This window comes from Paenibacillus suaedae (assembly GCF_032337355.1).
In the GTDB taxonomy this organism is placed as follows: Bacteria; Bacillota; Bacilli; order Paenibacillales; family Paenibacillaceae; genus Paenibacillus_B; species Paenibacillus_B suaedae.
Window position 1 is genome coordinate 79,556 of record NZ_JAVYAA010000004.1, and the last position, 24,678, is coordinate 104,233.

A 24,678-nucleotide genomic window follows, 5' to 3' on the forward strand; every position below is an offset into this window, starting at 1 on the left:
TGCCGAAATACTCCTTGATTACATACAAATCATTGGATTCGGAGGGATAGGTTATGTCAGTAATCATCACAACAGGTGATTTGAAAAGAAATTATGAAGTGATTGATACCATATTCGCGATGGATTCTCACAAAGAAGGCTATTATAAATCTGCAGACCCTAATTTAGCCTTTGAGGGAGTTAAAAATCAGTTAAAGAAAAAATGTGAACAATTGCGTGGGGATGCTGTGATAAGTTGTCAATTTGAATATCGTGTAGCTGTTTCTGATAGTTTGATTGGCAAAAAGCAGGTTATGGAGATTTTTTCTTACGGTACAGTAATCCGTTTTTTGGATAGATGATGATGAAGACGAAATAGTGGTTGCTTTACAAAAAGCTCGACCTGATTAGGTCTGAGCTTTTTTAATACCCAACAAAAGCGTTAAGAGATACTTATTAAACCCTTCCATGTATTCAAATTTTTTAGGGCAAAAGTCCTTTTTTAATAGATTGGTTTATGTTAACATTTAACAGACAGGCAGTCGGTCTACTAAAGAAAGAGGTATATGGATGAGAATTGTAAAAGAAGCCGAAGAGCGTAGAAATGAAATTCTTGACGCAGCGGATGAGCTTTTTGGCCTGAAAGGCTTTGACGGTGCAAGTACAAACGATATCCTCGATAAGGTCGGGATTGCACGTGGAACCTTATATCACCACTTTAAATCGAAGGAGGATATATTAGACGCGCTGATCGAGCGGTACAATGTCCGTCTATTAGGTGCGGCGCAGGATATTGCTGCTGACAAGAGCATCCCTGTAGTCGAGCGTATTATCCGTGTAGTCATGGCACTGAACATAAGCGGCGGGAGCAGCAAGGAGATAATGGAGCATATTCACAAGCCGCAGAACGCACTTATGCATCAGAAAATACAGAAGGTCATCATTAACGGCGTTACGCCGATACTGGCGGAAATTATCCGCGAAGGCATCCAGGTGGGCATGTTCCATACGCCGTTCCCATATGAATGCATGGAGATGATCGTGATCTATGCAAATACCGTGTTGGATGATGATGTGGTTGAATTGACGGACGAAGAGCGGATGTTACGTATGCAGGCATTTGTTTATAACATAGAGAGACTGCTTGGGGCTGCAGAGGGAAGTCTCATTCACACGATGAGGATGTTCGGAAACATAAACGGAAAACATGCCGAGTAGTTAAATAGAACTACATCATTCGGAAAAAATGTGAATTTTTTCTTGAGATCATGAAGGTTTCGTATCCGACCAAAACGTCCTAGTTTCAAACAGAGCCGGAACATATAAGTTCTCGTTCTATCATCAGGGAAGATAGCCATATGACTAGTGACAGATAACAGGGAAGGGTTGCTTAGGTTACTTATGAACATCGCTGACTTATTGCTGCAATTTTGTTCTGCATGGCTTTTGTGATTCTGTACGACTTGAAATCGGCTAAGAAGTTCGAGGAACAGAGGTGACGTATGCATTTCAGGATAATCCGTAATGACATGTTGAAGAGCAAGGCAATAACCCTGACAACGATGATATTTGTTGCCGCTGCGGCAATGCTTGTCTCACTGGCGGCAATTCTCATCGTCAATCTAACAGGCGCGTTAGACACACTTATGATTCAGGCGAAAACGCCGCATTTTATGCAGATGCACTCAGGTGCACTTAACACAGCACGGCTGAATGCTTTTGCGGAGCAAGATGCTAATGTTGAAGACTTTCAGGTGCTTGAGTTTTTGAATATGGACGGCTCGCAAATCCGCTTTGGCAATGGTTCACTTGCTAATAGTGTGCAGGACAATGGTCTTACTGTCCAGAGCGAGAAGTTCGACTTCCTCTTGAATCTTGACGGCAGTCCTATCCAAGCATCCGATGGAGAACTGTACGTTCCGATCAGCTACATCAAGGACGGAATAACGAAGATTGGCGACAAGGCGAACATAAGCGGGAAGGAGTTCACGGTTGCGGGCATGCTTCGAGATTCGCAAATGAATTCCTCGTTAGCTTCTTCGAAGCGAATGCTGGTCAGCAAGCATGATTATGAGGAGTTAAAACATGCAGGGAACGTCGAGTATTTGATCGAGTTTAGACTCAAGGATTTGTCTAAGACGAGTGAATTCGAAACGGCTTATGCCTCTTCTGGACTCGAAGCGAACGGGCCAGCGATTACATATTCTCTCTTCAAAACACTTAACGCGATTTCCGACGGGATGATGATAGGGGTGATCCTTCTAGTCAGCGTACTTGTTGTAGCAATCGCATTGATGTGCATCCGCTTTACACTCCTGGCGAAGATCGAAGACGATTACCGCGAGATTGGCGTGATGAAGGCCATAGGGCTCCGCATTTCCGATATCAAGGGAATTTATCTGGTGAAGTATGCGGCGATTGCAGCGGCAGGCTGTGTGCTCGGTTATGCACTTTCTTTTGTATTCAAAGGGATGCTCCTTGAAAATATCCGCATGTATATGGGAGAAAGCGAGAACACTTCTCTTGCTATGCTGTTCGGGGTAATCGGCGTACTGCTTGTATTTGGGGCAATTATTGCTTTTGTAAATGGAGTGCTAAGACGCTTCCGGAAAATATCCGCTGCCGAAGCCATTCGATATGGAGCCTCTCAGGAAAAGGCCTCGGGCGCAAAACGCTTCAATCTGAGTAATAACAAACTGTTCCATACCAATGCTTTTCTTGGTATCAAAGATGTGCTTGCGAGGAAGAAGCTATACGCTACAATGCTTGCCGTGTTGGTGATTTCGGCATTTATCATCATCGTTCCTCAGAACCTCTATAACACCATTTCCTCAAAAAGCTTCATCAAATATATGGGGATAGGCAACAGCGATATGCGCATCGATATACAGCAGACTGACCATATGTCTGAGAAGGCAGCTGAAATGCTCAAAACAATGAGCAGCGATAGCGCGATCTCCAAGTATGCGGTACTCACAACCAAAACATTTAAAGCTAAGATGGAGAATGGCTCGGAGGAAAGGGTAAAGATCGAGCTCGGAGACCATTCCGTATTCCCAGTGCAATATTCGGAGGGTACGGCTCCACGTGTAGAAGATGAAGTGGCGCTGTCGGTCATGAACGCCAAAGAGCTCGACAAAAAAGTCGGCGATACCATGACTCTAGTGATAGAGGGGAAAGAAAAAAATCTCAAGGTAAGCGGCATTTATTCTGACATTACCAATGGAGGCAAAACCGCAAAGGCGGTGTTTACCGATCAGTCGGCAGAGATGATGTGGGTTGTGATCAGTGCGGTAATTGCTGACAAATCGCTTATCGGTAGTAAAGTTTCAGAATATGCGGATAAATTCCCTTTTGCAAAGGTGTCAGACATCGATGAGTTTATGGCACAGACATTTGGCTCGACAATCAGTGCTGTTGGCAAGGCATCCTATTCCGCAATTGCCGTTGCGTTGTTGATAGCGGTACTGGTTACCTTGTTGTTTATGAAACTGCTTGTTGCAAAGGATAGATACTCCATTGCCGTTATGAAGGCATTCGGTTTTACAAATTCGGATATTCAGGCGCAGTATGTGACGCGTTCCGTGTTCGTGCTGATTGTGGGCATTGTCCTTGGAACGCTTCTAGCCAATACGCTCGGAGAGATGCTTGCGGGGGCAATGGTCTCTTACTTTGGGGCGTCGGCGTTCCAATTTACGGTCAATCCACTGTCAGCGTATCTGCTTAGCCCACTAATGATGATCGGTACTGTGCTTATCGCAACCATCATCGGTACATCGAGAGCAGGGCAAATCAAAATTTCCGAAAGTATAAAGGAGTAGGCATATGAAGAAGATCATTATCGGCGATCAACTCGTAAAATCTTTCGGCGAGGGTGATGAGAAGCGCAATGTTCTCGACGGTGTATCCGTTGAAATCAATGAAGGCGAATTCGTCGCGGTCATGGGACCTTCAGGATCGGGAAAATCAACACTGATGTTCGCACTGAGCGGAACAGATGGCGTAAATGGCGGTAAAGTCATCATGGACGATAAGAATTTAGCGGAGATTGGCGAGAACGAGTTGTCTGATATACGCAGAACAAAAATGGGGTTCGTGTTCCAACAGCCGACGATGTTGAAAAACCTGAATATCCTCGACAATATCATTCTTCCCTCTATGAGGGACAATCGAAAGAATGCTGCACAAATTACGGAAAAGGCAAGGGCACTCATGAAGAGGGTGGGCATTGCGGAGCTAGAAAAGCGCGACATTACACAAGTGTCGGGTGGTCAGCTTCAGCGTGCAGGGATATGCCGTGCGCTTATGAACAGTCCCAAAATTATTTTTGGTGATGAACCTACGGGTGCGCTTAATTCGAAGTCGGCACAGGAGATTATGGACATCTTTTCTAAAATCAACGAAGCAGGTACTGCTGTCATGCTTGTTACTCACGACGCCAAGGTTGCGGCACGGACGGAACGGATCATGTTTATGCGTGACGGAGCGATTGTGAGCGAGTTGAGTCTCCCTAAGTTTACGGGGACAGATATGGACGGCAGGATCGAGCAAATTACAGTGAAGATGAGGGAAGTCGGCATCTAATTGTTCTTCGACCGTCACATGTCCTGATTGCCCATAAGAAGGGTACGATAAGCAGGATATACAATCTTATCGAATTAATTAATTTTTAGGCAAAGTGTCCAGGCTAAGATGAACTGGATGATCTTTGCCTTTATTTTTGACTTTGATATGACCTCAAATTAGAGCCTTATATTGTAGGACGTCATGGTATATGGTGGTTTGATGGAAGGAAACGGGGTTGTATGAATCTCCTCACCTCTCCATGTGTGCAGTATTTGCATATGATGTTTTGGCACTATGTTTATATTTGCAGTATTTTTTGTTAATTTATGTGCTATTATCATATCCATTCAAGTTAAAGACTATTAATCTTTTGTTGTATTTTGTCGATAGAGTATATACAAGGATGACAAGTTTAAATAGCTTATCAATAAGGATTAAGCAAGAAAAAACATGAAGTTTCCAGCTTAGTGATCTGAGAAAAATGCAAATCAGTGGAATGAGCATCGTTTTCAGCATAGGATTAAAACTGGTGCAGCGCAACCTGATGGTGAAATAGAAAAATGGAATATACCGTTAGGTCAAAAGATTGATCGGAACATAGAATAATACAAATGGAACTTGCAGATTTATATAAAATAGAGCTTATAATAAAAAAGTTGATAAGAGCATAAAGAAAATAGATAAACTTAACTGGAGATGGACTATGAGATTAAATCGAAAGAAACAAATTTTGGAGTTTATGTCTACAATAGAAGAAGGTATAGATTATGTAAGCTATACTGGTGAAATGATACAAGATTGCAATGATAGTCTAGTATTTTTGTCTAACTTACTGAGTGAGGAACATGAAGTACGCGAACTGATTCAAAAAGCCATTGATGCCGTTCAATGTTTAAAGCCAGGAATGCAGAAAGAGCAATCATTTATAACTCATGTAAATAATATTAAAATCATAGTGAATAACGTAAGAACTAGGATAATCAATGATATAAAGACAGATATAGAAATAGCGTTCATGCCGTATAAAGCATCAATGTGGGATTCGCTTGAAAGTATATATAGAGAAGCTGAGAAGGATCCGAATTGTACATGTTACGTAGTTCCTATTCCGTACTACGAAAAAAACGCTCAAGGGGAAATCATTAAATTTTGCTATGAAGGAAATGAGCTTCCAAAAGATATAAATACAATACCGTTTGATGTGTATGATTTTGAGAATAGAAGACCTGATGTTATTTATATTCACAATCCATTTGACCAGTATAATAAGCTTACCATGGTTTACCCACGCTTTTTCTCTGATAATCTTGCCCAATATACAGACATGTTAGTATATGTTCCTTATTATGTTGCAGGGAGTGCTAGTACACCGGAATTGTACGGGGTTCCATCATTTAATAATGTCACAAAAATCATTGTGCAATCAGAAATCTTAAAAGATGCATATGTAGCTAATGGTACTAAGGCCGATAAAGTATTGGTATTAGGTTCCCCTAAACTTGATGCGATGTTTAATGCATTACGTGACCATAGAGAAGCTCCATTGCATTGGCAAAGTACGATTAGAAATAAAAAAGTAATATTATTTAACACAGGTATTGCTGATCTATTGAATATAGATACTTGGTTTGAACAAGCAGAGTACATTTTAAATTATTTTATGGATCATGAGAAGTATGTTTTAATTTGGCGGCCACACCCACTTACTGAAATAACAATAAAAACAATGCGGCCGCAGCTTTTAGAAATATACGTAGAGTTAGAGAATAGGCTAAAAAAAGCTACAAATATCATTATTGATACTAGCAGCGATATTTATCAAGCAGTAGCTGTTTCTGATGCTATCATAAGTGATTATAGCTCTGTGATGATGCAATATATCATAACGGAAAAGCCTGTTTTAGGCTTACTAAGCAAAAACAAACTGGAACAAGATACATATTACTATGCAGACTATTTGGGTTGTTATTTCACGAATGAGGATATTTCAGTGGCTCAATTTGTAGATATGGTAGAATGCAACGAAGATTTCAAAAAGGAAGAACGGATCTCAAGGTTTAAGAAAAGTGTAGTTCATGCAGATGGTACGTGTGGACAAAGGATTCATCAAGTCATTTTAAATGAGATCACGAACAATTAAATATTGTTCGTCTTTATGGATGGGGATGGAGCCAAGAATGTTAAATTTGTCAGTAGGGCCTGTAATGATGGAGCAGGAAGTCTTGGATATTGGTTCAGAACAGATCCCGTATTTTCGAACAGATGAATTTTCTAAGCTTATGCTTGAGAATGAAATACTGATAAAAAAGTGTGTGGGGTCAACTGAAAATTCTCGGTTGATTTCTTTGACTGGTTCCGGCACTGCAGCAATGGAAGCCACCATTACGAATATATTTGACGAAAATGATAAATTGCTTGTAGTAAATGGTGGCTCCTTCGGCACTAGATTTAAAGAGATTTGTGAGATATACGGATTATCTTCAGAAGAAATTCGCTTAGATCACGGAGAATTATTAACGAATCGACATTTAGAAAAGTATGAAAATAAAGGATTTACGGGTTTTTTAATAAATATGCATGAAACATCTACTGGCGTGTTGTACGACATGGGGCTAGTGAGTGAATTTTGTGAAAGGAATAATTTGATGCTAGTTGTGGATGCAATTAGCTCATTTCTTGCCGATCACTATAATATGCGAGAGTATAATGTTAATGCGACCATTCTAAGCTCGCAAAAAGCGATTGCTCTACCGCCGGGAATGTCATTTGTTGTATTAGATGAAAAGGCTCAGGAAAGAGTATTGAACAAAAAGGTGAAAAGCCTATACTTTAACTTTAAGAATTACTTAGCGGATGGAACGAGAGGGCAGACTCCCTACACTCCCGCTGTCGGAATATTAATTCAATTAAGAAAAAGATTGCAGATGATTGATGAAATAGGCGTCGATAAAGTTGTAGAGCGAGTTGCTCATATTGCTCAAGATTTTAGAACAAAAATCAGAGGGTTACCTTTTGAAATTTCATCGCAGTCTCTCTCAAATGCTGTTACGCCTTTAAGGCCAAACGGGAAAATGCCTGCTGACGAAATATGTCGCCATTTAAAAAATAATTATCAAATATATGTATGTCCAAATGGCGGAACGCTTAGTAAGACCTTATTCCGAGTAGGTCACATTGGTGCCATAACAGAAGAAGACAACAATAAGTTAATCAATGCATTGCATGTTTTGCGTGAAAAGGACATTTTATAAAAAACTTGTGTAATAGGCTTGTTTTCAAGTTGAAAAATCAAGAGTAAAGAAGGGGAGGGTACTCATGAAAGCTATTTTGCTGGCAGCTGGAAGAGGAACTAGAATCTCGAGAATGATAGAAGAAATCCCCAAATGCGTGTTGCCGATTGATGGAATTCCATTGATTAGAAGAACTGTGATGATGTTATTAGAAAGAAATATTCAACCGATCGTATGTGTCGGTTATTGCAAAACTAAAATATTTGAAGCATTAGAAGGTCTGGACGTTACTTATTATTTCAATCCATTTTACAATGTAACGAATAGTATTGCCTCTTTTTGGTTTGCAAGAGAGGAATTGACGGATGATACTATTATTATGAATGGCGATGTTTATATAGATGACGATATTTTAAACCTGATTGTAAAGACGAACAAAGACTGCGCTTTAATGGTGGACACAGGTAGAACGGTAGAAGGTGACTATTTTCTACAGCTAGAAAATGGTTATATAAAAAAATACGGCAAAGACCTGCCGTTAAAAGAACGAACTTGTGAGTATGTAGGGATGGGAAAGATAAGAGCGAAATTTTTAATTGAATTCAGGGATAAACTCGAAAGTCTAATAAACGCACAACAACATCAATTATGGTGGGAAAATATATTATATTCATTAGTAGAAGAAAAAAATATAGAAACCATTGATGTAAAAGGAATGTTCTGGTCTGAGATTGACTATTTCGATGATTACGAAAGAATATTAGCATATACAAGCAGGGACGACAAGGTGGAAAGGGCAGTAGGAGGCGGAATGTGAAATCGGACATAGATTATATAAAACTCAATGGCGACCAATTAAAGCTATTGCAAGAAGAGATGTTCTCCCTTCTTATCGAAGTAGATCGTATATGCGAAAAACATGGCATTCCATATTTTTTATCTGATGGAACGTTACTTGGAGCAATTAGACATGACGGATATATCCCTTGGGATGATGATGTGGATATCCAAATGCTTAGAAAAGACTATGATAGATTTTGTGAAGTTTGCAAAAGTGAATTGAATCATGAGAAGTTTTTCTTACAAAATCAAAAACTAGATAAGAATTACAATTGGGTCTTTGGAAAGTTAAGATTGAAAAACACATCATACATACGGGCGGGACAAGAGCACTTAGAACAAAAAGACGGAATATGCATGGATATTTTCCCGTTAGATTATATTTCGTCGAATAAATACAAACAAAGACTTTTAATGTCCATTTGCAAAGTTTGTAGAAAAATATTATGGTCCCATGTCGGGAAAAAGAATGCAGGCAGTGTATATAGTAGAACATTGTTTAAGGCATTATCTTTCATGCCAAGAAATTTCACCATCGCAGTATTCGAATATTTCGCCAAATGGGACAACGAGAAAGAAACATCTCATATAGTATGTCACAATTTGGTCGGCCATATATTTGAACGCGAGTGGTATGACGAGGCAATAAAGGTTAATTTTGAAGGGCATGCATTCCGCGCGCCGAAGCGGTATGATGATATCTTAACATCAAGATACGGAAAATATATGGAACTTCCGCCGGTTGATAAGCAACATGGTCATAGTTATGCGTCGTTTATTAGGTTTTCGAACGGATTGCAACTGAAATTGCATAAGTAAAACAAGGGGGATGAAAAATGGAAAGAGTATATAAAGAACATGTTAAAATCGATCATGAAAGCTTGAAAAATTTTTACACTCAAAGAGCGGTCGAGAAAGTTTCCGTCGATGTCGATGCGCCAGTAGTTTTATGTGCAGACAAAGATAAAAGCAAAATTGAAGCATGGACAAGCTTCGAAATAGAACATAGACTTCCCCTATTAAGTTTAGATGACAACAGTAATGTGCTTGAAGTTGGATGTGGAACAGGACGTATATCCAAATATATTACTTCTGTGGCAGACACATATGTCGGAGTCGATTATGTAAAGGAATTTATCGACTTAATACAATCGCGAGAAGATATTGCGAAGAAAGATGAGACCCATTTTATACATTCATCCATTCAAGATTTAACGAACGGAAAGGTTGAGTTCCCTTTTAAGGGGAGATTTAACCGTTTTATTATATCGGGCGGAGTCTTAATGTACATTAATGACGATGAAGTAAAGGCAGCACTTAACAAGCTTGTTGAAAGATTTGACGATGAATGTATTATCTATTTATCAGAACCGATTGCTTTGCAGGAAAGACTGACTTTAAATAAATTCTATTCGGAAAATTTAGAGAGCGAATATAGCGCGATTTATAGAACCGAAAAGGAATATAACGATATTTTCAGTGTTTTATATAAAAGTGGGTTTGAATTAAAAGTAAGTGAAGAGTTTTTCTATGAAGATATCAAAAATCAAAAAGAAACGAAGCAATGGATTTTCATTTTGCAAAGAAGTAAGAAATAATATGGCAGCTACGAGAGGAAAATAACATATGGATTATTCGTATTGGGATAATTACTATTCAAAAATGATTGCTACTAAAGAACCTACCCCATTCGCAAAAGATATCTTGCCTATGTTGGAAACAGGAAAAACTTTGGTAGAATTAGGTTGTGGAAATGGAAGAGATTCTTTATTTTTTGCTGAAAACAATTTACGAGTAGTAGCTATTGACCAGTCACACAATGCAATATTGAATTTACAATCGAGTTGTTCCTATGACAACATTGAGTTTAGAGTTGATGATTTCATTCATTCAGACGTGTTAATGGAAAATAGCTTCGACTATGTATATAGTCGTTTCACTTTGCATTCTATTACGGAAGAAGAAGAAGGTTTACTTTTACATAATGTGTATCATTCTTTAAAAAAAGATGGGCAATTTTTTATAGAAGTAAGAAGTGTGAAGGATGAAATTTTTGGGTTGGGGGAAAAAGTCGGAAGAAATGCGTATTTCTATAATGAGCATTATAGAAGATTCATTGTACTTGAAGAAATAGTACAGAAGCTACAGGCAATAGGATTCAAAGTTAATCATATGGTAGAGGGTAATAATTATGCCGTATATAAAGATGAAAATCCGGTTGTTATTCGAGTAATTGCGCAAAAAGCGGTTTGATCAATAAATGAGGATTACGCACCGCAGGGACTTTTGGTGTAAGTATAATTTCAGTATAAGAAGCAGGAACTAATAATAAGTATATAGAGGAATGGATACAGGTTTCGAGGAAATTAGAACCGATATCCATTTTTTTAGTTTTTACTTATAATAATTTGAAAAAAATAGATATTTCCCTCACCTGCTTAATAAGCTTTCTAGTTCTGATTTCTGAAAGGGGCAACTGTGTTGATGGTTATGGAAACGAATCGATTAATTCTTCGCAAGTTGACTGTGGATGATGCAGAGTTTATATTACGACTCTTGAACGATGAAGCGTGGCACCGATATATTGGCGATAGAGGGATTAGAACGGTTGAAGGTGCGCGTGACTATATTGTGAGTGGTCCGATGGAGAGCTATGAGCGACTAGGTTTTGGTTTGTTTTTGACGGAATTGAAGGAAGATTCGACTCCTATCGGATTGTGCGGACTTATCAAGAGGGACTCCCTGACAGATGTGGACATCGGCTTTGCCTTCCTCCCTGAGTTCCGTGGGCGGGGATACGCCTACGAAGCGGCTGCCGCAACATTGGAATACGGTCGAACGACGCTTGGTTTAAAACGCATAGTAGCCATCACCACGATAGACAACGAACGATCCGGTCATCTGTTAGAGAAAATCGGAATGAAGTTAGAGGGGCACGTTGCTACAAATAAAGAGGAACTGAAATTGTATGCTTCTTGCTTCTCGAGGAAGTCGGAGCAAGAACAGTAGACCTATTACGATTTAGGTAGATCAGAGTCTTTATACATTCAAAAGGAGCTCTTCCAAATGGACGAAGCTCCTTTTTGCATAGGAAGGTATTAATTTCATTTGTCCTTACTTGGAACTGATCGCTTCGAAACTCGATGAACTATTCCATTCTACAATGATGATGTTGATGACTAATCCGACCCAAATGTTGACCTTAAGTATCTGTCTCAGAATGGGCTCGATGCCTTGGAATGGCATATCACGATTCCTGTAAGATAAATAAGGATGCATAAGGGAGTAATGAGCCGTGCGGTTGCGGCGACAAGGGTTACCGCATAGTTGCAGATCATCCCATATGCGATGGCTTCGAATCTCTTCTGCCGGGCAGTTTGATATCCTCTCCCATTTTTGAGCCGTTCTATCGAAGCGATAGTTCTCGGAATCCGGGATATGGAGGGACTGGGCTCGGATTAACGTTAGCACAGCGGATAGTAAGAGCACATCAAGGCGATCTCTCCGTTAGGAATCGCAGTCAATTGGGTGTGCTATATTACGGGGTTGATCCCTGGCAAAATCAAATAAAATGATGTCTTGATAGAGTAGGTAAACAAAAGTATACAAAAGTAATGATTAATCTATTTGAATAGGACAGAAAGTCTCTTATTTTAAAAGTAAGCGCTATCATATACGTGGGTTTCATCAGTTGAAAAGGGAGGGAGATATGAAACCGCAATAATATTCAATCAAATTACATGCTTACCGAATTTGATGACATTCATAATCTTACATATAGAAAGGGAGTTCAATTAATGAAAAAGAAATGGTTATCCATCGTAATGTCTACGGTGTTAGCCCTCTCAATGATGGTTCCATTAGTACAGGCGGAGGAGGCGAATACGTCGTTGCCAGCGAGTGAGCAATATACGGCGCAGCAAGCTGCTGAACCTCAGCAAGGGGAGCGCAATCTGGCTCTAGGTCTCCCTTATGAATGGTCGCAAGCACCAGAAGCAGGGTATGCTGATGATGGCTATAAGCTGACAGATGGCAAGTACGGCAAGGTCACGAAGTCAGACCCGGCATGGGTCGGACATTTGAAGAAGAGAACGCGTGAAGTGGTATTTGACCTCGGCGAGAATAAATCAATCTCATCCGTTAAGGCTCATTTCTTGCAGGATTGGCCGAACAACAATGTCCTTTTACCGTTGACCGTGTCTATTTACGTATCGGACGATAAGGAAAATTGGGGTTTGTTATCTCATAATGCACTCCAAACGTTATGGATAGACGGACAGCATGAAGAGACGTTTGAATGGAAGGGCAACAAAGAGGGAATCAAGGATCCGAACAAAGAAGGATTGGCGTACGGTGGCATCGCTTATGCACGTTATGTGAAGATAAGCTTCATGATGCATAACAGGGCGATGACGTTAGTCGATGAAGTTGAAATTCTAGGCGAAGACGGCAAGGTGCAAGGTGCAGATACTGTTCCTACGCAGACACCAGCCTTCCAAGCACCAGGAGAAGCGACTGCCGGAATTAGCGATCTTGGGCTGCTGTACAACGGGCACTATGCGAATGGCAAGGGTGATTGGTCGAAGGAGCGCATCATTCCGAATATTAGCTATGTAGATGAGGCAGGCAATCCGAAAGATTGGCTGTTCGATGGAGTTCTCTATCTTGGATTAGATACACCAATGGGCCGTAATTTGGGACTGAACAGCAAGCTGGACGACTGGAAATGGTACTTAGAAAAGACATTTGCAGCGCAAGGCGATATGTATCAATTAAATGAAGCGACCAAAGAAGTCGGGGTGAAGCTGAACGATCCTAACCGTAAAACGAAAGTCGTGTATATGATCCCATATCCAGCAGAAGGCATCGCTGACTTCGGTGATATTGGCGATGGCAACTTGAACTTCAGCGACTCGATCGGTGTGGAACAGGCACTTACTAACCGGGTGAAGGCTGTTCACTGGTGGCTGGATCAAGTGAAGCAGAAGTGGGCTGCTGCCAACTACTCCAATTTGGAGCTTGTCGGTATGTACTGGTTAGATGAGCAGATCAGCACACATAGCAAGGGACCAGATCTGCTTCGTGCAACAAGTGCCAAGGTGCATGACATGGGCATGAGGCTGTTCTGGGTTCCGTTCTTCTCCGGATACAAGTCATTCCTGTGGAAGGATGTTGGCATCGATAATGTGGCTTACCAGCCGAACTACTTCTTCGAGGATGACATCGACCCTGAGCGCTTGCCGGATGCAGCGTACTTAGCGAAACAGCACGGCATGGGCATGGAGCTGGAATTTGATGACCGGATGCTGACGGATAACCATTTCCGTGAGAAGTATATCGAGTACTTGAACAACGGCGCAGAAACTGGGTTTATGCAAAATGGTTACAATGCTTACTATCAGGGCAATGACGCTGTATATAATACAGCCGTAAGCAAGGATCCATCCAATCGGATCTTGTATGATTGGCTGTACCAATTCGTGAAGGGCACATACAGCGTGAATAGCGGCGTTCCTTCCGATGCTGACGTACAAATGAACGGAAAGCCGTTGGAGAGCCATACAACAGTGCCGGCCACAGAGACGGTGCAATTTACATGGCAGCTCAAGGATGACGACGGAAGCGGCATTACTAAAGTTACTGCGACATTCGACGGCAAGCCGTACACGGCAGGTACGCCAATTAACTTTGCAGGCAAGCTTGGCAAGCATGAACTTACGGTTACGGTGACTTCGGGCAAATCGAAAAAGACAACTTATATCATTGATGCTGGGACAAATGTGGATCTCATCAAAACATTAGTTGATCAATTCGAGCGAGAGAACCAGTTCAAAAATCCGGGGGCGGCTCGCTCCTTGCAGGCTCATTTGGATAATGCGAAGAGATTCGAAGGTAATGATGAAAAGTTCAATAAGTTTATCAAGATGTTCAATGCGATGTTGGAGTTCCAGAAGATCAAAGGCCACATTGCAGATGGTGCTTACAACACGCTGAAGGATAATGCTTACTACCTTCTTGGCAACTTGGCGGAGAATAAAGCGGTTGAAGCTTCCTCGGTAGAGGGCAACAATCCAAATTACATGCCGCAAAAAGCTGTGGATGGTTCCCCTGCGACAAGATGGGCAAGCAATTATGTAGATGATTCCTGGTTCACGATTGATCTTGGTGAGGTGAAGGAGTTCGATACGATCCGCATTGATTGGGAATACGCTCGCGCCAAAACATACAGAATCCTCGTGTCTAACGATAAGAAAGAATGGGTAAATATCACGACGAAGAACGATGGAATCATTACGGCTCAAGATGGGCGGGACACGATTCATTTCACGCCGACAGAAGCGAGATATGTAAAGTTCGAAGGAATTCAAAGAAACACGGACTATGGCTACTCCTTCTATGAATTTGGAGTATACAATATTTTTGGAGCCGATGGCATGAAGACGCTGGAAAGCTTCGAACCTACAATGTAAAGCCATAACAGACAGAGAGGGCGAGTATCTCCTCACTGACTGTATACCATTTAGCAAAAAGCCACTCGGCTCATAAGAAAATAAGCCGCTCGAATGGCAGATGCAGGTCTGCCATTCGAGCGGCTTCTTCACGTTAATTCCATTCGCTCGTCAAATATTTCTCTGTCAGCACAGACAGCATGTGAATGCCTACCTCGTTCTGACCGCCTTCTGGAATAATCAGGTCAGCGTACTTCTTAGAAGGCTCGATAAATGCATCGTGCATCGGCTTGACCGAAGTCAGATACTGGTTGTAGACCGAATGAATCGTCCGACCGCGCTCTTCAATGTCGCGAAGTACACGGCGTAGAATCCGTACATCTGGATCGGTGTCCACAAATACTTTAATGTCGAGCAATTGACGTAAATTTTCATCGAACAGCACATGAAGCCCTTCGATGATGATGATATTATTCGGCTTCAGCTCTACCGTCTCATCCGTGGAACGGGCATGAACGGTAAAGTCGTATACCGGTGCATAAGCAGTTTTGCCTTGCTTGAGCAGGTTCACATGCTCAAGCAGCAGCTCGTTGTCGAATACGAGCGGGTGGTCGAAGTTAATTACTTCGCGTTCAGCCATGCTGAGGTGAGAATGATCTTTGTAATAGTTGTCTTGGGAAATGAATGTGACTTTATCTGATCCAAGACGGTCAATGACGGACTTGGCAACCGTTGTTTTGCCGGATCCGGTGCCTCCGGTGATACCGATAATGAGCATGGTGATTCACTAAACCTCCCTAACAAAATAGCGGGTGCAATTACAGTATTTTAACACAGCTTTCTGTTTTTTACACCTTTGTACGAATTAACAGTGTGAACGGATATCTTGTTTGCTAGAAATGTCTGAATTTTACCGGAAAAATCGCCAATATAACTAGCTAAGAATTGAAATTCAAAAGTTTTCATATTTGCCCAAGCTCTCTCGAAAAGATATAATTATATGGAGTATGCATACTTTATGCGGAAAGAGAGCGAGATACAGTATGGGGCGTAAATGGAATAATATTAAGGAAAAAAAAGCATCTAAGGACACGAATACGAGTCGTATATATGCGCGTTTCGGCAGAGAGATCTACGTTGCAGCGAAGCAAGGCGAGCCTGATCCCGAGCTGAACCAATCATTGCGATTCGTGGTTGAACGTGCCAAAACATACAATGTACCAAAGGCGATCATTGATCGCGCGATCGAGAAAGCAAAGGGCGGCTCCGATGAGAACTATGATGAGCTTCGCTATGAGGGCTTTGGTCCAAGCGGTTCCATGGTGATCGTAGACGCTTTGACCAATAACGTGAATCGCACTGCTTCGGAGGTTCGTTCCACATTTAACAAAAATGGCGGAAGTCTCGGCGTAAGCGGCTCTGTAACGTATATGTTCAGTCCGACGGCCGTTATCGGTCTGGAAGGCAAGAGTGCAGACGATGTTCTGGAAATCTTGATGAACGCCGATGTAGACGCACGCGACATCTTGGAAGAGGATGAAGCGGTAATCATCTACGCGGAGCCGGATCAATTCCATGTTGTTCAGCAAGCGCTGAAGAATGAGGGCATTACGGAATTCAGCGTAGCTGAAATTACGATGCTGCCCCAGACCGAAGTAGTCTTGGACGACGATCAGAAGGCACAGTTCGAGAAGCTGATTGATGCGCTCGAAGATCTTGATGATGTGCAGCAAGTCTACCACAACGTGGATCTGGAAGGATAGTCGAGCCGCAATACGATATGCATCATGAAAAAAGACACCCGAATGGTGTCTTTTTTCATTTCTGTTGAGAGAAAAACAGCCACCTACGTCGAGGTACCAATGGTCAATAAGTTATAACGCTTAAATTTTTGGCCGACACGAAATACGAGGTTACTGGTAAAAATGCTACTAGCTGCGTCACTTGATTGGGCAAAATGCCGGTATTTTACTCGCTTGTGCTGCTTGCGTCGCAGGATCAGGTACAGTAAATCCGCTGCTAGGCTGCCCCATCCATATGTACACGGTCATCATACTGAAGATCATAATGGTGAAGTGCAGCACCACGAAGAAGCTGCGTAGTTTGGGAGCGCGTCTGGAGAGCAGAAATGTCGTATAGCCGTCCCGGCCAACAATAAGGAAGATGAGCAGTATCGTATGCATAATCATATGGCCGATGATTTCGGTAAATCCGAATACAGTGGTTGTGACGAGGAATAATCCGGTTAATAGCAGAGCTGTGAATCGATTCATAATACCGACGATAAATGCCCATGCAAGGCCAAGCTCAATAAAGGCGCTGATCAGTACGAAGTCTTCAACGGTAAAGCCTAGTGACGGAATTCCGTATTCGTGCATCAGGGAGCACGCCAGCTTGGCGAGGGTCAGCTTCTCCATCGCAAGCCACGCAAGAGACAAGCCGGTCCATATATAGAGGACAGGGATGCCAGAACGGCTCCATCTCGTGTTCGAGACAAGCAAATAATAAATGATGCCGAGGTAGAACATATAGTCGAGCATGTGGAACATTCCATAATTAGCGAGTGCCTTCACATATAAGACGCCTAACACTATACCGCTTATAAACAAGGTCTTGCGATGAAGCAGACCAAGCAAGCTAGTAATAAGAAGTGCATAGACCCACCATGTCTCGATTCGCAATGTGGGAGCTAGGTAGGAGCCTGTGCTTATCTGCATCAACAGTGCAATGCCAACACCCACTCGCATAATCAATAGGTGAAAGCGTTTTAACTTATTGAGAAATGAATGTACCTTCACAACGATAGGGATGCGCTCCAAAGCTGCGTTATATCTCGAAACAAGCAGCAATACTACAATCGTGAAGCTAAACCAGAACAGAAAGGTAGGGGTGAGCACCTTGCTCATTGCTTGAGGTGTCCACTCGTGATCGGCTGCGAACCATTTAACATGCAAATATAGCCCACTCCCAGGCTGTATTCCAACATTCATCAATACTCCTCCTTCATTATCAGAACATTCCGTCTTCTAATCATGCGTAGAGCCAAGCTGGTTAGCTAAGATCCCTCCTTTTAGACACAGGTTGTAAGCCATCTATGTATTAACGGCGGTATCTCATACGTCCATATTCCGTGTATCAGGCAGTCGAGAGCACCTATCCGATTCTTTTATCCGATCTTCACAATAAGGAATTTGAATGTCGTGTGGATGAAGGCAAACAAGGGAAGTAGAAAGACAGAAGGTTGAGGTGAACATGCAGGTATTGATGATGATAATCACTATTGTAGCGGATTTTTGCACTGATTTCCATATTGTAGTATAAGCTTTAAGTTCTGTTATTTTATGAAGATTTCATGCTTATCCGATGTAGGCCCCTTTTTCTGACATGAACCCGAGTAGATGGGGGCGCATAGAGTACTGTAGGTTACACCTAGTTAATCAGGAGTGCGATCCGTTTCATGTGTTCCGATCCCCGCAAAGCGTTCGGTAATCAGAGGAACTTTAGGAGGAGAGTAAGAATGATCGAGATTGCAGGTGTTAACACAGGACAGTTCAATACATTGGGATTATCGGAGTTGGAGAGGAGTGTAATTGCGGCTAAGCAGAAGAGTCCTGTCGTTTATCGATATAACTCCCTTGATGACTTGAAGTTCGAATTGAGAATGCGCTCCAATATCGTGAATGCGGCGAAGGCATTGCACGATAGTGGGGTGGATTTTGCTGGATTCGACGATTCCAGATGCAACGAGAGGTATTGGATACGCACGGACAGGGGGGGATTTCAATTAAGAAGAGGTGTCTCGCCTTCTGCTGCCATCAACGATATTTTCCATAATGGGGGACAGTATGCATTTGAATGTGCGACAGCTATTATTATCGTTCTGTACAAGGCAGTCATAGATACGCTTGGTGAAACCGTTTTTGACCGTTACTTTCAGGATTTGCTTCTATGGGATTGGAATTATGACCGTAATCTTCGATTGGTGTCGAACTCAAACCTCGCTGAGACATTTTTAGGGGATATTCTTTATTTTAGAAATCCAGACTACAATCCGCGTACTCCGGAGTGGCAAGGAGAAAATGTCGTGAAGCTGGGCAACGATCTCTATTACGGGCATGGTATTGGCATTACCTCTTCACAGGGTATGATCACAGCCTTGAATGGAGCGAGGAAGCCTGGAAGCAAGACCTCGGCTTATTTATCCAATGAGGTCATTCATCCGGATTTTGATGCCCTACAGCGACTCCAATATGGTCGCGACAATCGGAACGTAGCCATTTCCGAGCATCGTGGATGGGGTGTTGCTGCTAGAATTGGTACGAAGACATACAGGGATCCTAGCAGGGAGGTTTAGTTTCGAAGGAAGGCGGCGGTTGAAGTCTTGAAGCCCTACTAGAATGAAGTGCTCTACTGCCGTCAATCGCCGCTAGGCTCGTTGTACAATTTAGATTGTTGCTATAGAATGGTAGAGATTATGGACGATATGGATGGCCATGGTGTGCGATGAGTGATGCAAGCCATGAGCGAAGCTAGATAGAAAAATGGGGGACATCAATTTCATGAAAACAAAAGTAAGTATTCTCCTCAGTTTCGTGATGATGCTGGGAATGGCTGCTTCCGTTCAGGCTGCAGACAAATCCGTAATGGCGCGGCCGACTCAGGCCAATGTGAGCATTAATGGACAAGCGATGAATCAGATGGATGCCTACAATATTGGGGGCAGCAACTACTTCAAGTTGAGAGATGTTGCAATGGCATTGAAGGGGACGAAGAGCAGCTTCGATGTAACCGTTGATACCACGAGTAATGCGATTCGTATGCATACAGGACAAGCCTATACCCCAATCGGAGGGGAGCTAGAGCCTGCCAAGAAGTCTGCACAGTCAGGCAAGGCAGCTGAACGACAGGCGATACCGACTTCCTCCAAAGTATATGTAGATGGCAAAGAAATTCAATTGACGTCTTATAATATCGGGGGAAGCAATTATTTTCAACTGCGGGAATTAGGGGAGCAGCTGCATGTTCCCGTTCTGTGGCGGGCGTTAAGCAGTTCAATTCATATCATTGCCCAACCAGAGATGGCGATCCGCTCTATTGAAGGGGTTACCCAGCTGCGTACAACCAATGATTATCATTATGGAAATTGGTTCGAGCCAGCTGCCCGCTATTTGTTCCTGAAGGATGAACAGCTGAATTTGCTGCAATGGGACTCGGACAAGCAGAAGATACATATTCAGCAATTCAATAAGGACTATACCGCAGCGGGAAGTAAGACGCTGAACATGGAGCTGCCCAAATTCGGAGGCTTCCATCAAGGTGAGGACGGCAATTATTATCTCGTATTCGGACAAGACAACATGGAGGAATCCAGCACAAAGGCAGTATATTGCGTAGTGAAATATAATGCTTCGTGGGACAAGCTTGGTCAGGTAGATGTATCAGATGTGTACGTATCAGAACCGTTCAGATCTGGGAATGTTACGATGGACAGTGCCAATGGCAAACTCGTAGTTCAATCGACTCGTCTTCGCTATAAGACCGCTAAGGATGGTTTGCGGCATCAGTCGAATATGACCTTTACCATTGATATGGCTGCGATGAAGGTGCTTAGTAAGAGTGGTCAGTTCCCGTCTAACCATGTGAGCCATTCCTTTGCTACATATGTTCGCATAGATGGAGATCGAATCGTATACGCTGACCATGGCGATGCGTATCCGCGCTCTATTGTACTGCAGGTGGAGCAGGGTGGTAAGATTACGAAAAAAATTGACCTCATTAATATACCGGGCAAGATCGGTGATAATTACACAGGCGCCAACTTGGGCGGACTAGAAGTATCTGCATCCAGCTATCTTGCCATTGGCACCAACAGTACCGCCGGTTCACAAGATGGGAAAGGCAAAAATGTATTCCTTAGTGTCGTGCCGAAGAATGCGCAAGATCAATCAAGCATCCAGCCGATATGGCTGACACAGCATACGTCTGAGGACGGCGTGTTCATCAGGGATACATATATTAGCAAGATCGATGATAATAAGTTTGTCTTGTTATGGACGGAGTCGAGCCGACTCGGGGAAGGAATGAAGTATGCGGTCGTGGATGGCCAGGGAACGATGCTTAAGCAGCCGACCTATCTTGGGGGTGTTCCATCCCCTGGGAACATGATGCCGCTTGTGCAAGATCAGTCGATTACGTGGTACTATGCCAACCCAATGGTGGGTCAGATCACGAGCAAGCCTTCGGCAATCGAATGGTATACGCTGCGTGTCGAATAGCAGATGAGTGATAGTCGATAGAGTAATAGACGGGGAATAGATAGGGAATATTAGATAGGGAAATAATGCTGGAAGAACGATGATAGGTACGATTGTATGAGGCGAGGGGCGAAGAGCTCTTCGCCTTTTTATTAGCAAACATTGAAAATGGGCGAGGATTCCAACGTGCAGGAAAAAGAAGATTGCTGTCGAAATTTCATAGAATGATGAACAAGAAAAAAGTCATTGTGAGCACGTTATTGTTCGTGCTTTTGCTTGCCAGTATTCACGTAACATGGCTTATTACTCTGGAAGCATCTCAGCATGTCCAGGTGGCTAATGGGGTAGCTGATATGCGCGGCATGAAGCTGGATAACAGGCATACCGTATATTTGGATGGCCAGTGGGAGTTCTATCCGGATGCATTCCTATCTAGTGAAAATGAGCTGCGTCAGTTCCAAGGCCAATCGAGCTATGTTCAGGTTCCCGGAGATTGGAGGGAAGGTTGGCAGCAGCATAAAAGCAATTCATATGGTTATGGGACGTACCGGCTTCGTATATTGGTTGATCAGACGGTAAGTCAACCCTACACGTTTTGGATAAGAGAAATTCAAGCTGCCAACGTTTTTCTCATCAATGGACAGATCAGTGCGAAATCGGGGGTAGTGGCCACCGATGTGGAGTCGTATCGACCCGTTCAGTCATCATTTACCGCTTCTTATGAGGTCGAGGCAGAGGATCAAGGCGTTATCGAGGTTCTGCTTCAGGTCTCCAACTTCGACAGTCCCTATAAAGGAGGCATCGTTCGCTCTGTAAGATTCGGAACGGAGGCTGCAGTTGGATTTCAACGCTGGTATTCCATCGGTTTTCAACTAGCTACCTTTATCATTTTGATGCTGCATGGCCTATATGCCATCATTTTATATTGCTTTAATCCGAGAGAGAAGACGTTTATTATTTTCGGGTTATTAATGACAATGACAGGTACATTAGTCATCGCTGACAATGATTCGATCCTGCTGTTATGGCTTCCAATCAATTATACCTGGGCGCTTCGAATCAAGATTCTTGCTTATTTGTGGCATGCCTGCTTCATGATGATTATGGGAAGGAACTTTTCCGGATTTACACGGCGCGGTAAGCTGTTCTACGGATATACGGGCTTCTTAGTTATGTTTACAGCATTTACACTTGTTGCCCCTGCACCGTATATTTTCTTCACGACGGCCTATAAGATTTTCAGCGTGCTTTATCTCTTCCCGATAATTTGGTTATCATCCCTGATTATGCAGATGGTCTATCAAAATCGCAGGGAAGCTTATATTTTGCTGCTTGCGGCTGTCAGTGTCATGTCGGGGGTTACTTGGAGTGTCTTTATTTATAGCGGAACGAAAAATATGATTTACTATCCGATCAACATCATCGCTTCGATTGTTGGATTTTCGGCGTATTGGTTCAAGGGATATTTCCGCAATGCTGAAGAGAATTCAAAATTGAACGAGCAGTTGCGGGAGGCTGACGAGAAGAAGGATCTATTCTTGGCAAACACGTCGCATGAATTGCGTACGCCGCTGCACGGTGTCATCAATATTGCGCAGTCCGTCGTCACACGGGAGAAGGAACTGATGGATGAGAAGAGCAGGGAAGATATGGAACTGCTTATTACGATCAGTCGCCGAATGTCGCATACCATTAATGATTTACTTGACTTGGCACAGCTTCGGGAAGGGAAAGTCATTTTATATTGCACTCCGCTTCATGTGCAGTCGGTGGCGTCTGGCGTGCTGGACATGCTGCGTTTCATGATGGAGGGCAAGCCAATTCAGCTGGTTATGGCGATACCAGATACATTTCCGCCTGTTATAGCGGATGAGAAGCGATTAGTTCAAGTTTTGTCCAATCTTGTGCATAATGCAATCAAGTTCACGGACGAGGGCTCAATAACGATTTCCGCAGAGGTTCGAGAAGGACTGGCCTGTATCTCTGTTGCTGACACAGGCATTGGCATGAATAAGGAACTGCAGGAGCGGGCATTCCATGCTTATGAGCAAGGAACTGCGGATACGAATACAAGTGCTGGGGGAATCGGACTTGGACTTCGCATTTGTGAGCAAATGGTGCAGCTGCATGGTGGAAGATTGGATGTGGAATCGGAACTGGGGAAGGGCTCTGTATTTTCCTTCACCCTGCAATTGGCCGAACTGGATACCATTCCGCTTGTGCAGGAGGAGAACCAGATAGAGGCGCTTGTATCTGCTCAGGCTGCAAGCGAGGTGAGCATGATCTCTGACGAGTTTCATGTGGTGCAGCAGCAGGCGGCCTCGGCCCTGTATAAGCCAATGGTATTGATTGTTGATGATGATCGCGTGAATTTAAAAATACTGGGGGACATCTTGTCCAGCGATCAATATGAGGTTGTGAGAGCAACGAGCGGCAAAGAGGCCTTAAGCAAGCTGGATGCAGCCAAGTGGGACTTGATCATTACGGATGTCATGATGCCCCATATGTCCGGTTACGAGTTAACTCGTCTCATTCGCGAACGCTTTACGATTCTGGAATTGCCTATTCTGCTCCTAACTGCGCGAAGCAACGCGGAGGATGTGCACTCGGGATTTTTGGCGGGTGCAAATGATTATGTAACGAAGCCTGTTGATGCTATGGAACTGCGCTCCCGCGTACAGGCGCTGACGGAGTTGAAGCAGGCAGTGAACGATCGCTTGCGCATGGAGGCTGCTTATTTGCAGGCACAGATCCAGCCTCACTTCTTATTCAATACATTGAACACGATTACGGCGCTCAGTGATTTCGACACGAACAAGATGAATGACCTTATTGAGGCATTCAGCTCTTACTTGAGAATCAGCTTCGACTTCTTGAACTCGTCGAAGCTGGTACCGATTGAACATGAGCTTGATCTCGTTCGTTCCTACTTATTTATCGAGTATGCTCGCTTCGAGGACAGACTGAATGTCATTTGGGAACTGGAGCAGCACATTCGGGTGATGATTCCGCCACTGACAATCCAGCCGCTTGTGGAGAATGCCATTCGACATGGGGTGCTAAGCCGTGCTCGTGGGGGAACAGTGTGGATCAGGATTACGCAGGATGAACGGTATGTTCATGTGGAGATTCGCGACGACGGTGTAGGTATGGATGCTCATCGAGTTGGTACTCTGCTTGAATTCCATGGGATTGAGAAGCGGGGAATTGGGCTGCTCAATACAGACCGACGATTGAAGCAGCTATATGGAGCGGGTCTCGTTATTCGCAGTAAGGTGAATGAGGGGACGAGTGTATCCTTTGCTATGACGAAATAATAATGGATTGATATTGTGAAATGATTTATAGGGCTGCCCTAGG

20 protein-coding genes are annotated in these 24,678 nt (G+C 43.1%); 18 read left to right on the forward strand and 2 right to left on the reverse strand.

Annotated features, from left to right (window positions below; genetic code table 11):
• The first annotated feature begins 53 nt into the window (after nucleotides 1-53).
• The 13 genes from RQP50_RS17450 to RQP50_RS17510 all read left to right on the forward strand — a co-directional run bounded on the left by RQP50_RS17450 (nucleotide 54) and on the right by RQP50_RS17510 (nucleotide 15,085).
• On the forward strand, nucleotides 54-341 hold the full coding sequence (locus RQP50_RS17450) for a hypothetical protein (protein WP_021252794.1): 288 nt from the start codon (nucleotides 54-56) through the stop codon (nucleotides 339-341).
• Nucleotides 342-549: 208 nt separating this feature from the next.
• Nucleotides 550-1,197: a TetR/AcrR family transcriptional regulator gene (locus RQP50_RS17455; protein WP_021252793.1), complete on the forward strand. Its 648-nt coding sequence runs from the start codon at nucleotides 550-552 to the stop codon at nucleotides 1,195-1,197.
• 284 nt (nucleotides 1,198-1,481) lie between these two features.
• A complete protein-coding gene (locus RQP50_RS17460; RefSeq protein ID WP_315746201.1) occupies nucleotides 1,482-3,800 on the forward strand; it encodes an ABC transporter permease in 2,319 nt (772 codons plus the stop codon).
• A gap of 4 nt (nucleotides 3,801-3,804) precedes the next feature.
• Nucleotides 3,805-4,563 (forward strand): ABC transporter ATP-binding protein, encoded by a 759-nt coding sequence (locus RQP50_RS17465; RefSeq protein WP_251487648.1) that lies wholly within the window; start codon nucleotides 3,805-3,807, stop codon nucleotides 4,561-4,563.
• Nucleotides 4,564-5,248: 685 nt separating this feature from the next.
• Nucleotides 5,249-6,685 carry a CDP-glycerol glycerophosphotransferase family protein gene (locus tag RQP50_RS17470; protein WP_315746202.1) on the forward strand — a complete coding sequence of 479 codons (1,437 nt, stop codon included), beginning with the start codon at nucleotides 5,249-5,251 and terminating at the stop codon, nucleotides 6,683-6,685.
• Between the two features lie 64 nt (nucleotides 6,686-6,749).
• Complete coding sequence (locus tag RQP50_RS17475) at nucleotides 6,750-7,796, forward strand: pyridoxal-phosphate-dependent aminotransferase family protein (protein ID WP_315746204.1); 1,047 nt, start codon at nucleotides 6,750-6,752, stop codon at nucleotides 7,794-7,796.
• 64 nt (nucleotides 7,797-7,860) lie between these two features.
• Nucleotides 7,861-8,592, forward strand: coding sequence for a phosphocholine cytidylyltransferase family protein (locus RQP50_RS17480; RefSeq protein ID WP_171417857.1), 732 nt, complete (start codon nucleotides 7,861-7,863; stop codon nucleotides 8,590-8,592).
• The gene (locus RQP50_RS17485) at nucleotides 8,589-9,434 is read left to right on the forward strand and encodes a LicD family protein (protein WP_315746206.1); all 846 of its coding nucleotides are present in this window, start codon (nucleotides 8,589-8,591) and stop codon (nucleotides 9,432-9,434) included. Before RQP50_RS17480 ends, RQP50_RS17485 begins: the two co-directional genes overlap by 4 nt.
• A 17-nt stretch (nucleotides 9,435-9,451) precedes the next feature.
• The gene (locus RQP50_RS17490) at nucleotides 9,452-10,213 is read left to right on the forward strand and encodes a class I SAM-dependent methyltransferase (RefSeq protein WP_315746207.1); all 762 of its coding nucleotides are present in this window, start codon (nucleotides 9,452-9,454) and stop codon (nucleotides 10,211-10,213) included.
• A gap of 28 nt (nucleotides 10,214-10,241) precedes the next feature.
• Nucleotides 10,242-10,868, forward strand: a complete 627-nt coding sequence (locus tag RQP50_RS17495; RefSeq protein ID WP_315746208.1) for a class I SAM-dependent methyltransferase — start codon at nucleotides 10,242-10,244, stop codon at nucleotides 10,866-10,868.
• Between the two features lie 228 nt (nucleotides 10,869-11,096).
• On the forward strand, nucleotides 11,097-11,624 hold the full coding sequence (locus tag RQP50_RS17500; protein ID WP_315746209.1) for a GNAT family N-acetyltransferase: 528 nt from the start codon (nucleotides 11,097-11,099) through the stop codon (nucleotides 11,622-11,624).
• 368 nt (nucleotides 11,625-11,992) lie between these two features.
• Entirely contained in the window at nucleotides 11,993-12,190 is a 198-nt protein-coding gene (locus tag RQP50_RS17505; protein WP_315746210.1) for an ATP-binding protein, read from the forward strand.
• A gap of 222 nt (nucleotides 12,191-12,412) precedes the next feature.
• Nucleotides 12,413-15,085: a DUF4855 domain-containing protein gene (locus RQP50_RS17510; RefSeq protein WP_315746211.1), complete on the forward strand. Its 2,673-nt coding sequence runs from the start codon at nucleotides 12,413-12,415 to the stop codon at nucleotides 15,083-15,085.
• A 133-nt stretch (nucleotides 15,086-15,218) separates the two neighbouring features.
• On the opposite strand, the gene udk is transcribed toward RQP50_RS17510, so the two are convergent.
• Complete coding sequence (gene udk, locus RQP50_RS17515; RefSeq protein WP_021252782.1) at nucleotides 15,219-15,842, reverse strand: uridine kinase; 624 nt, start codon at nucleotides 15,840-15,842, stop codon at nucleotides 15,219-15,221.
• Between the two features lie 265 nt (nucleotides 15,843-16,107).
• Between udk and RQP50_RS17520 the strand changes: the two genes are divergently transcribed.
• Entirely contained in the window at nucleotides 16,108-16,827 is a 720-nt protein-coding gene (locus RQP50_RS17520; protein ID WP_021252781.1) for a YebC/PmpR family DNA-binding transcriptional regulator, read from the forward strand.
• Between the two features lie 177 nt (nucleotides 16,828-17,004).
• On the opposite strand, the gene RQP50_RS17525 is transcribed toward RQP50_RS17520, so the two are convergent.
• Nucleotides 17,005-18,054, reverse strand: a complete 1,050-nt coding sequence (locus RQP50_RS17525) for a hypothetical protein (protein ID WP_072730271.1) — start codon at nucleotides 18,052-18,054, stop codon at nucleotides 17,005-17,007.
• Nucleotides 18,055-18,448: 394 nt separating this feature from the next.
• On the opposite strand from RQP50_RS17525, the gene RQP50_RS29360 reads away from it, so the two are divergent.
• The 4 genes from RQP50_RS29360 (at nucleotide 18,449) to RQP50_RS17540 (ending at nucleotide 24,635) form a co-directional block, all read left to right on the forward strand.
• On the forward strand, nucleotides 18,449-18,553 hold the full coding sequence (locus tag RQP50_RS29360) for a BBE domain-containing protein (RefSeq protein WP_370510435.1): 105 nt from the start codon (nucleotides 18,449-18,451) through the stop codon (nucleotides 18,551-18,553).
• Between the two features lie 28 nt (nucleotides 18,554-18,581).
• Nucleotides 18,582-19,418 carry a protein-glutamine gamma-glutamyltransferase gene (locus tag RQP50_RS17530; RefSeq protein ID WP_072730270.1) on the forward strand — a complete coding sequence of 279 codons (837 nt, stop codon included), beginning with the start codon at nucleotides 18,582-18,584 and terminating at the stop codon, nucleotides 19,416-19,418.
• A 205-nt stretch (nucleotides 19,419-19,623) separates the two neighbouring features.
• On the forward strand, nucleotides 19,624-21,339 hold the full coding sequence (locus tag RQP50_RS17535) for a hypothetical protein (protein WP_315746212.1): 1,716 nt from the start codon (nucleotides 19,624-19,626) through the stop codon (nucleotides 21,337-21,339).
• 182 nt (nucleotides 21,340-21,521) lie between these two features.
• Nucleotides 21,522-24,635: a hybrid sensor histidine kinase/response regulator gene (locus tag RQP50_RS17540; RefSeq protein WP_315746213.1), complete on the forward strand. Its 3,114-nt coding sequence runs from the start codon at nucleotides 21,522-21,524 to the stop codon at nucleotides 24,633-24,635.
• Nucleotides 24,636-24,678 lie beyond the last annotated feature (43 nt).

Coding starts and splice junctions, on each gene's coding strand:
- RQP50_RS17450 (WP_021252794.1), top strand. CDS start 54: ATGTCAGTAATCATCACAACAGGTGATTTGAAAAGAAATTATGAAGTG.
- RQP50_RS17455 (WP_021252793.1), top strand. CDS start 550: ATGAGAATTGTAAAAGAAGCCGAAGAGCGTAGAAATGAAATTCTTGAC.
- RQP50_RS17460 (WP_315746201.1), top strand. CDS start 1,482: ATGCATTTCAGGATAATCCGTAATGACATGTTGAAGAGCAAGGCAATA.
- RQP50_RS17465 (WP_251487648.1), top strand. CDS start 3,805: ATGAAGAAGATCATTATCGGCGATCAACTCGTAAAATCTTTCGGCGAG.
- RQP50_RS17470 (WP_315746202.1), top strand. CDS start 5,249: ATGAGATTAAATCGAAAGAAACAAATTTTGGAGTTTATGTCTACAATA.
- RQP50_RS17475 (WP_315746204.1), top strand. CDS start 6,750: ATGATGGAGCAGGAAGTCTTGGATATTGGTTCAGAACAGATCCCGTAT.
- RQP50_RS17480 (WP_171417857.1), top strand. CDS start 7,861: ATGAAAGCTATTTTGCTGGCAGCTGGAAGAGGAACTAGAATCTCGAGA.
- RQP50_RS17490 (WP_315746207.1), top strand. CDS start 9,452: ATGGAAAGAGTATATAAAGAACATGTTAAAATCGATCATGAAAGCTTG.
- RQP50_RS17495 (WP_315746208.1), top strand. CDS start 10,242: ATGGATTATTCGTATTGGGATAATTACTATTCAAAAATGATTGCTACT.
- RQP50_RS17510 (WP_315746211.1), top strand. CDS start 12,413: ATGAAAAAGAAATGGTTATCCATCGTAATGTCTACGGTGTTAGCCCTC.
- udk (WP_021252782.1), bottom strand. CDS start 15,842: ATGCTCATTATCGGTATCACCGGAGGCACCGGATCCGGCAAAACAACG.
- RQP50_RS17520 (WP_021252781.1), top strand. CDS start 16,108: ATGGGGCGTAAATGGAATAATATTAAGGAAAAAAAAGCATCTAAGGAC.
- RQP50_RS17525 (WP_072730271.1), bottom strand. CDS start 18,054: ATGAATGTTGGAATACAGCCTGGGAGTGGGCTATATTTGCATGTTAAA.
- RQP50_RS29360 (WP_370510435.1), top strand. CDS start 18,449: ATGAACCCGAGTAGATGGGGGCGCATAGAGTACTGTAGGTTACACCTA.
- RQP50_RS17530 (WP_072730270.1), top strand. CDS start 18,582: ATGATCGAGATTGCAGGTGTTAACACAGGACAGTTCAATACATTGGGA.
- RQP50_RS17535 (WP_315746212.1), top strand. CDS start 19,624: ATGAAAACAAAAGTAAGTATTCTCCTCAGTTTCGTGATGATGCTGGGA.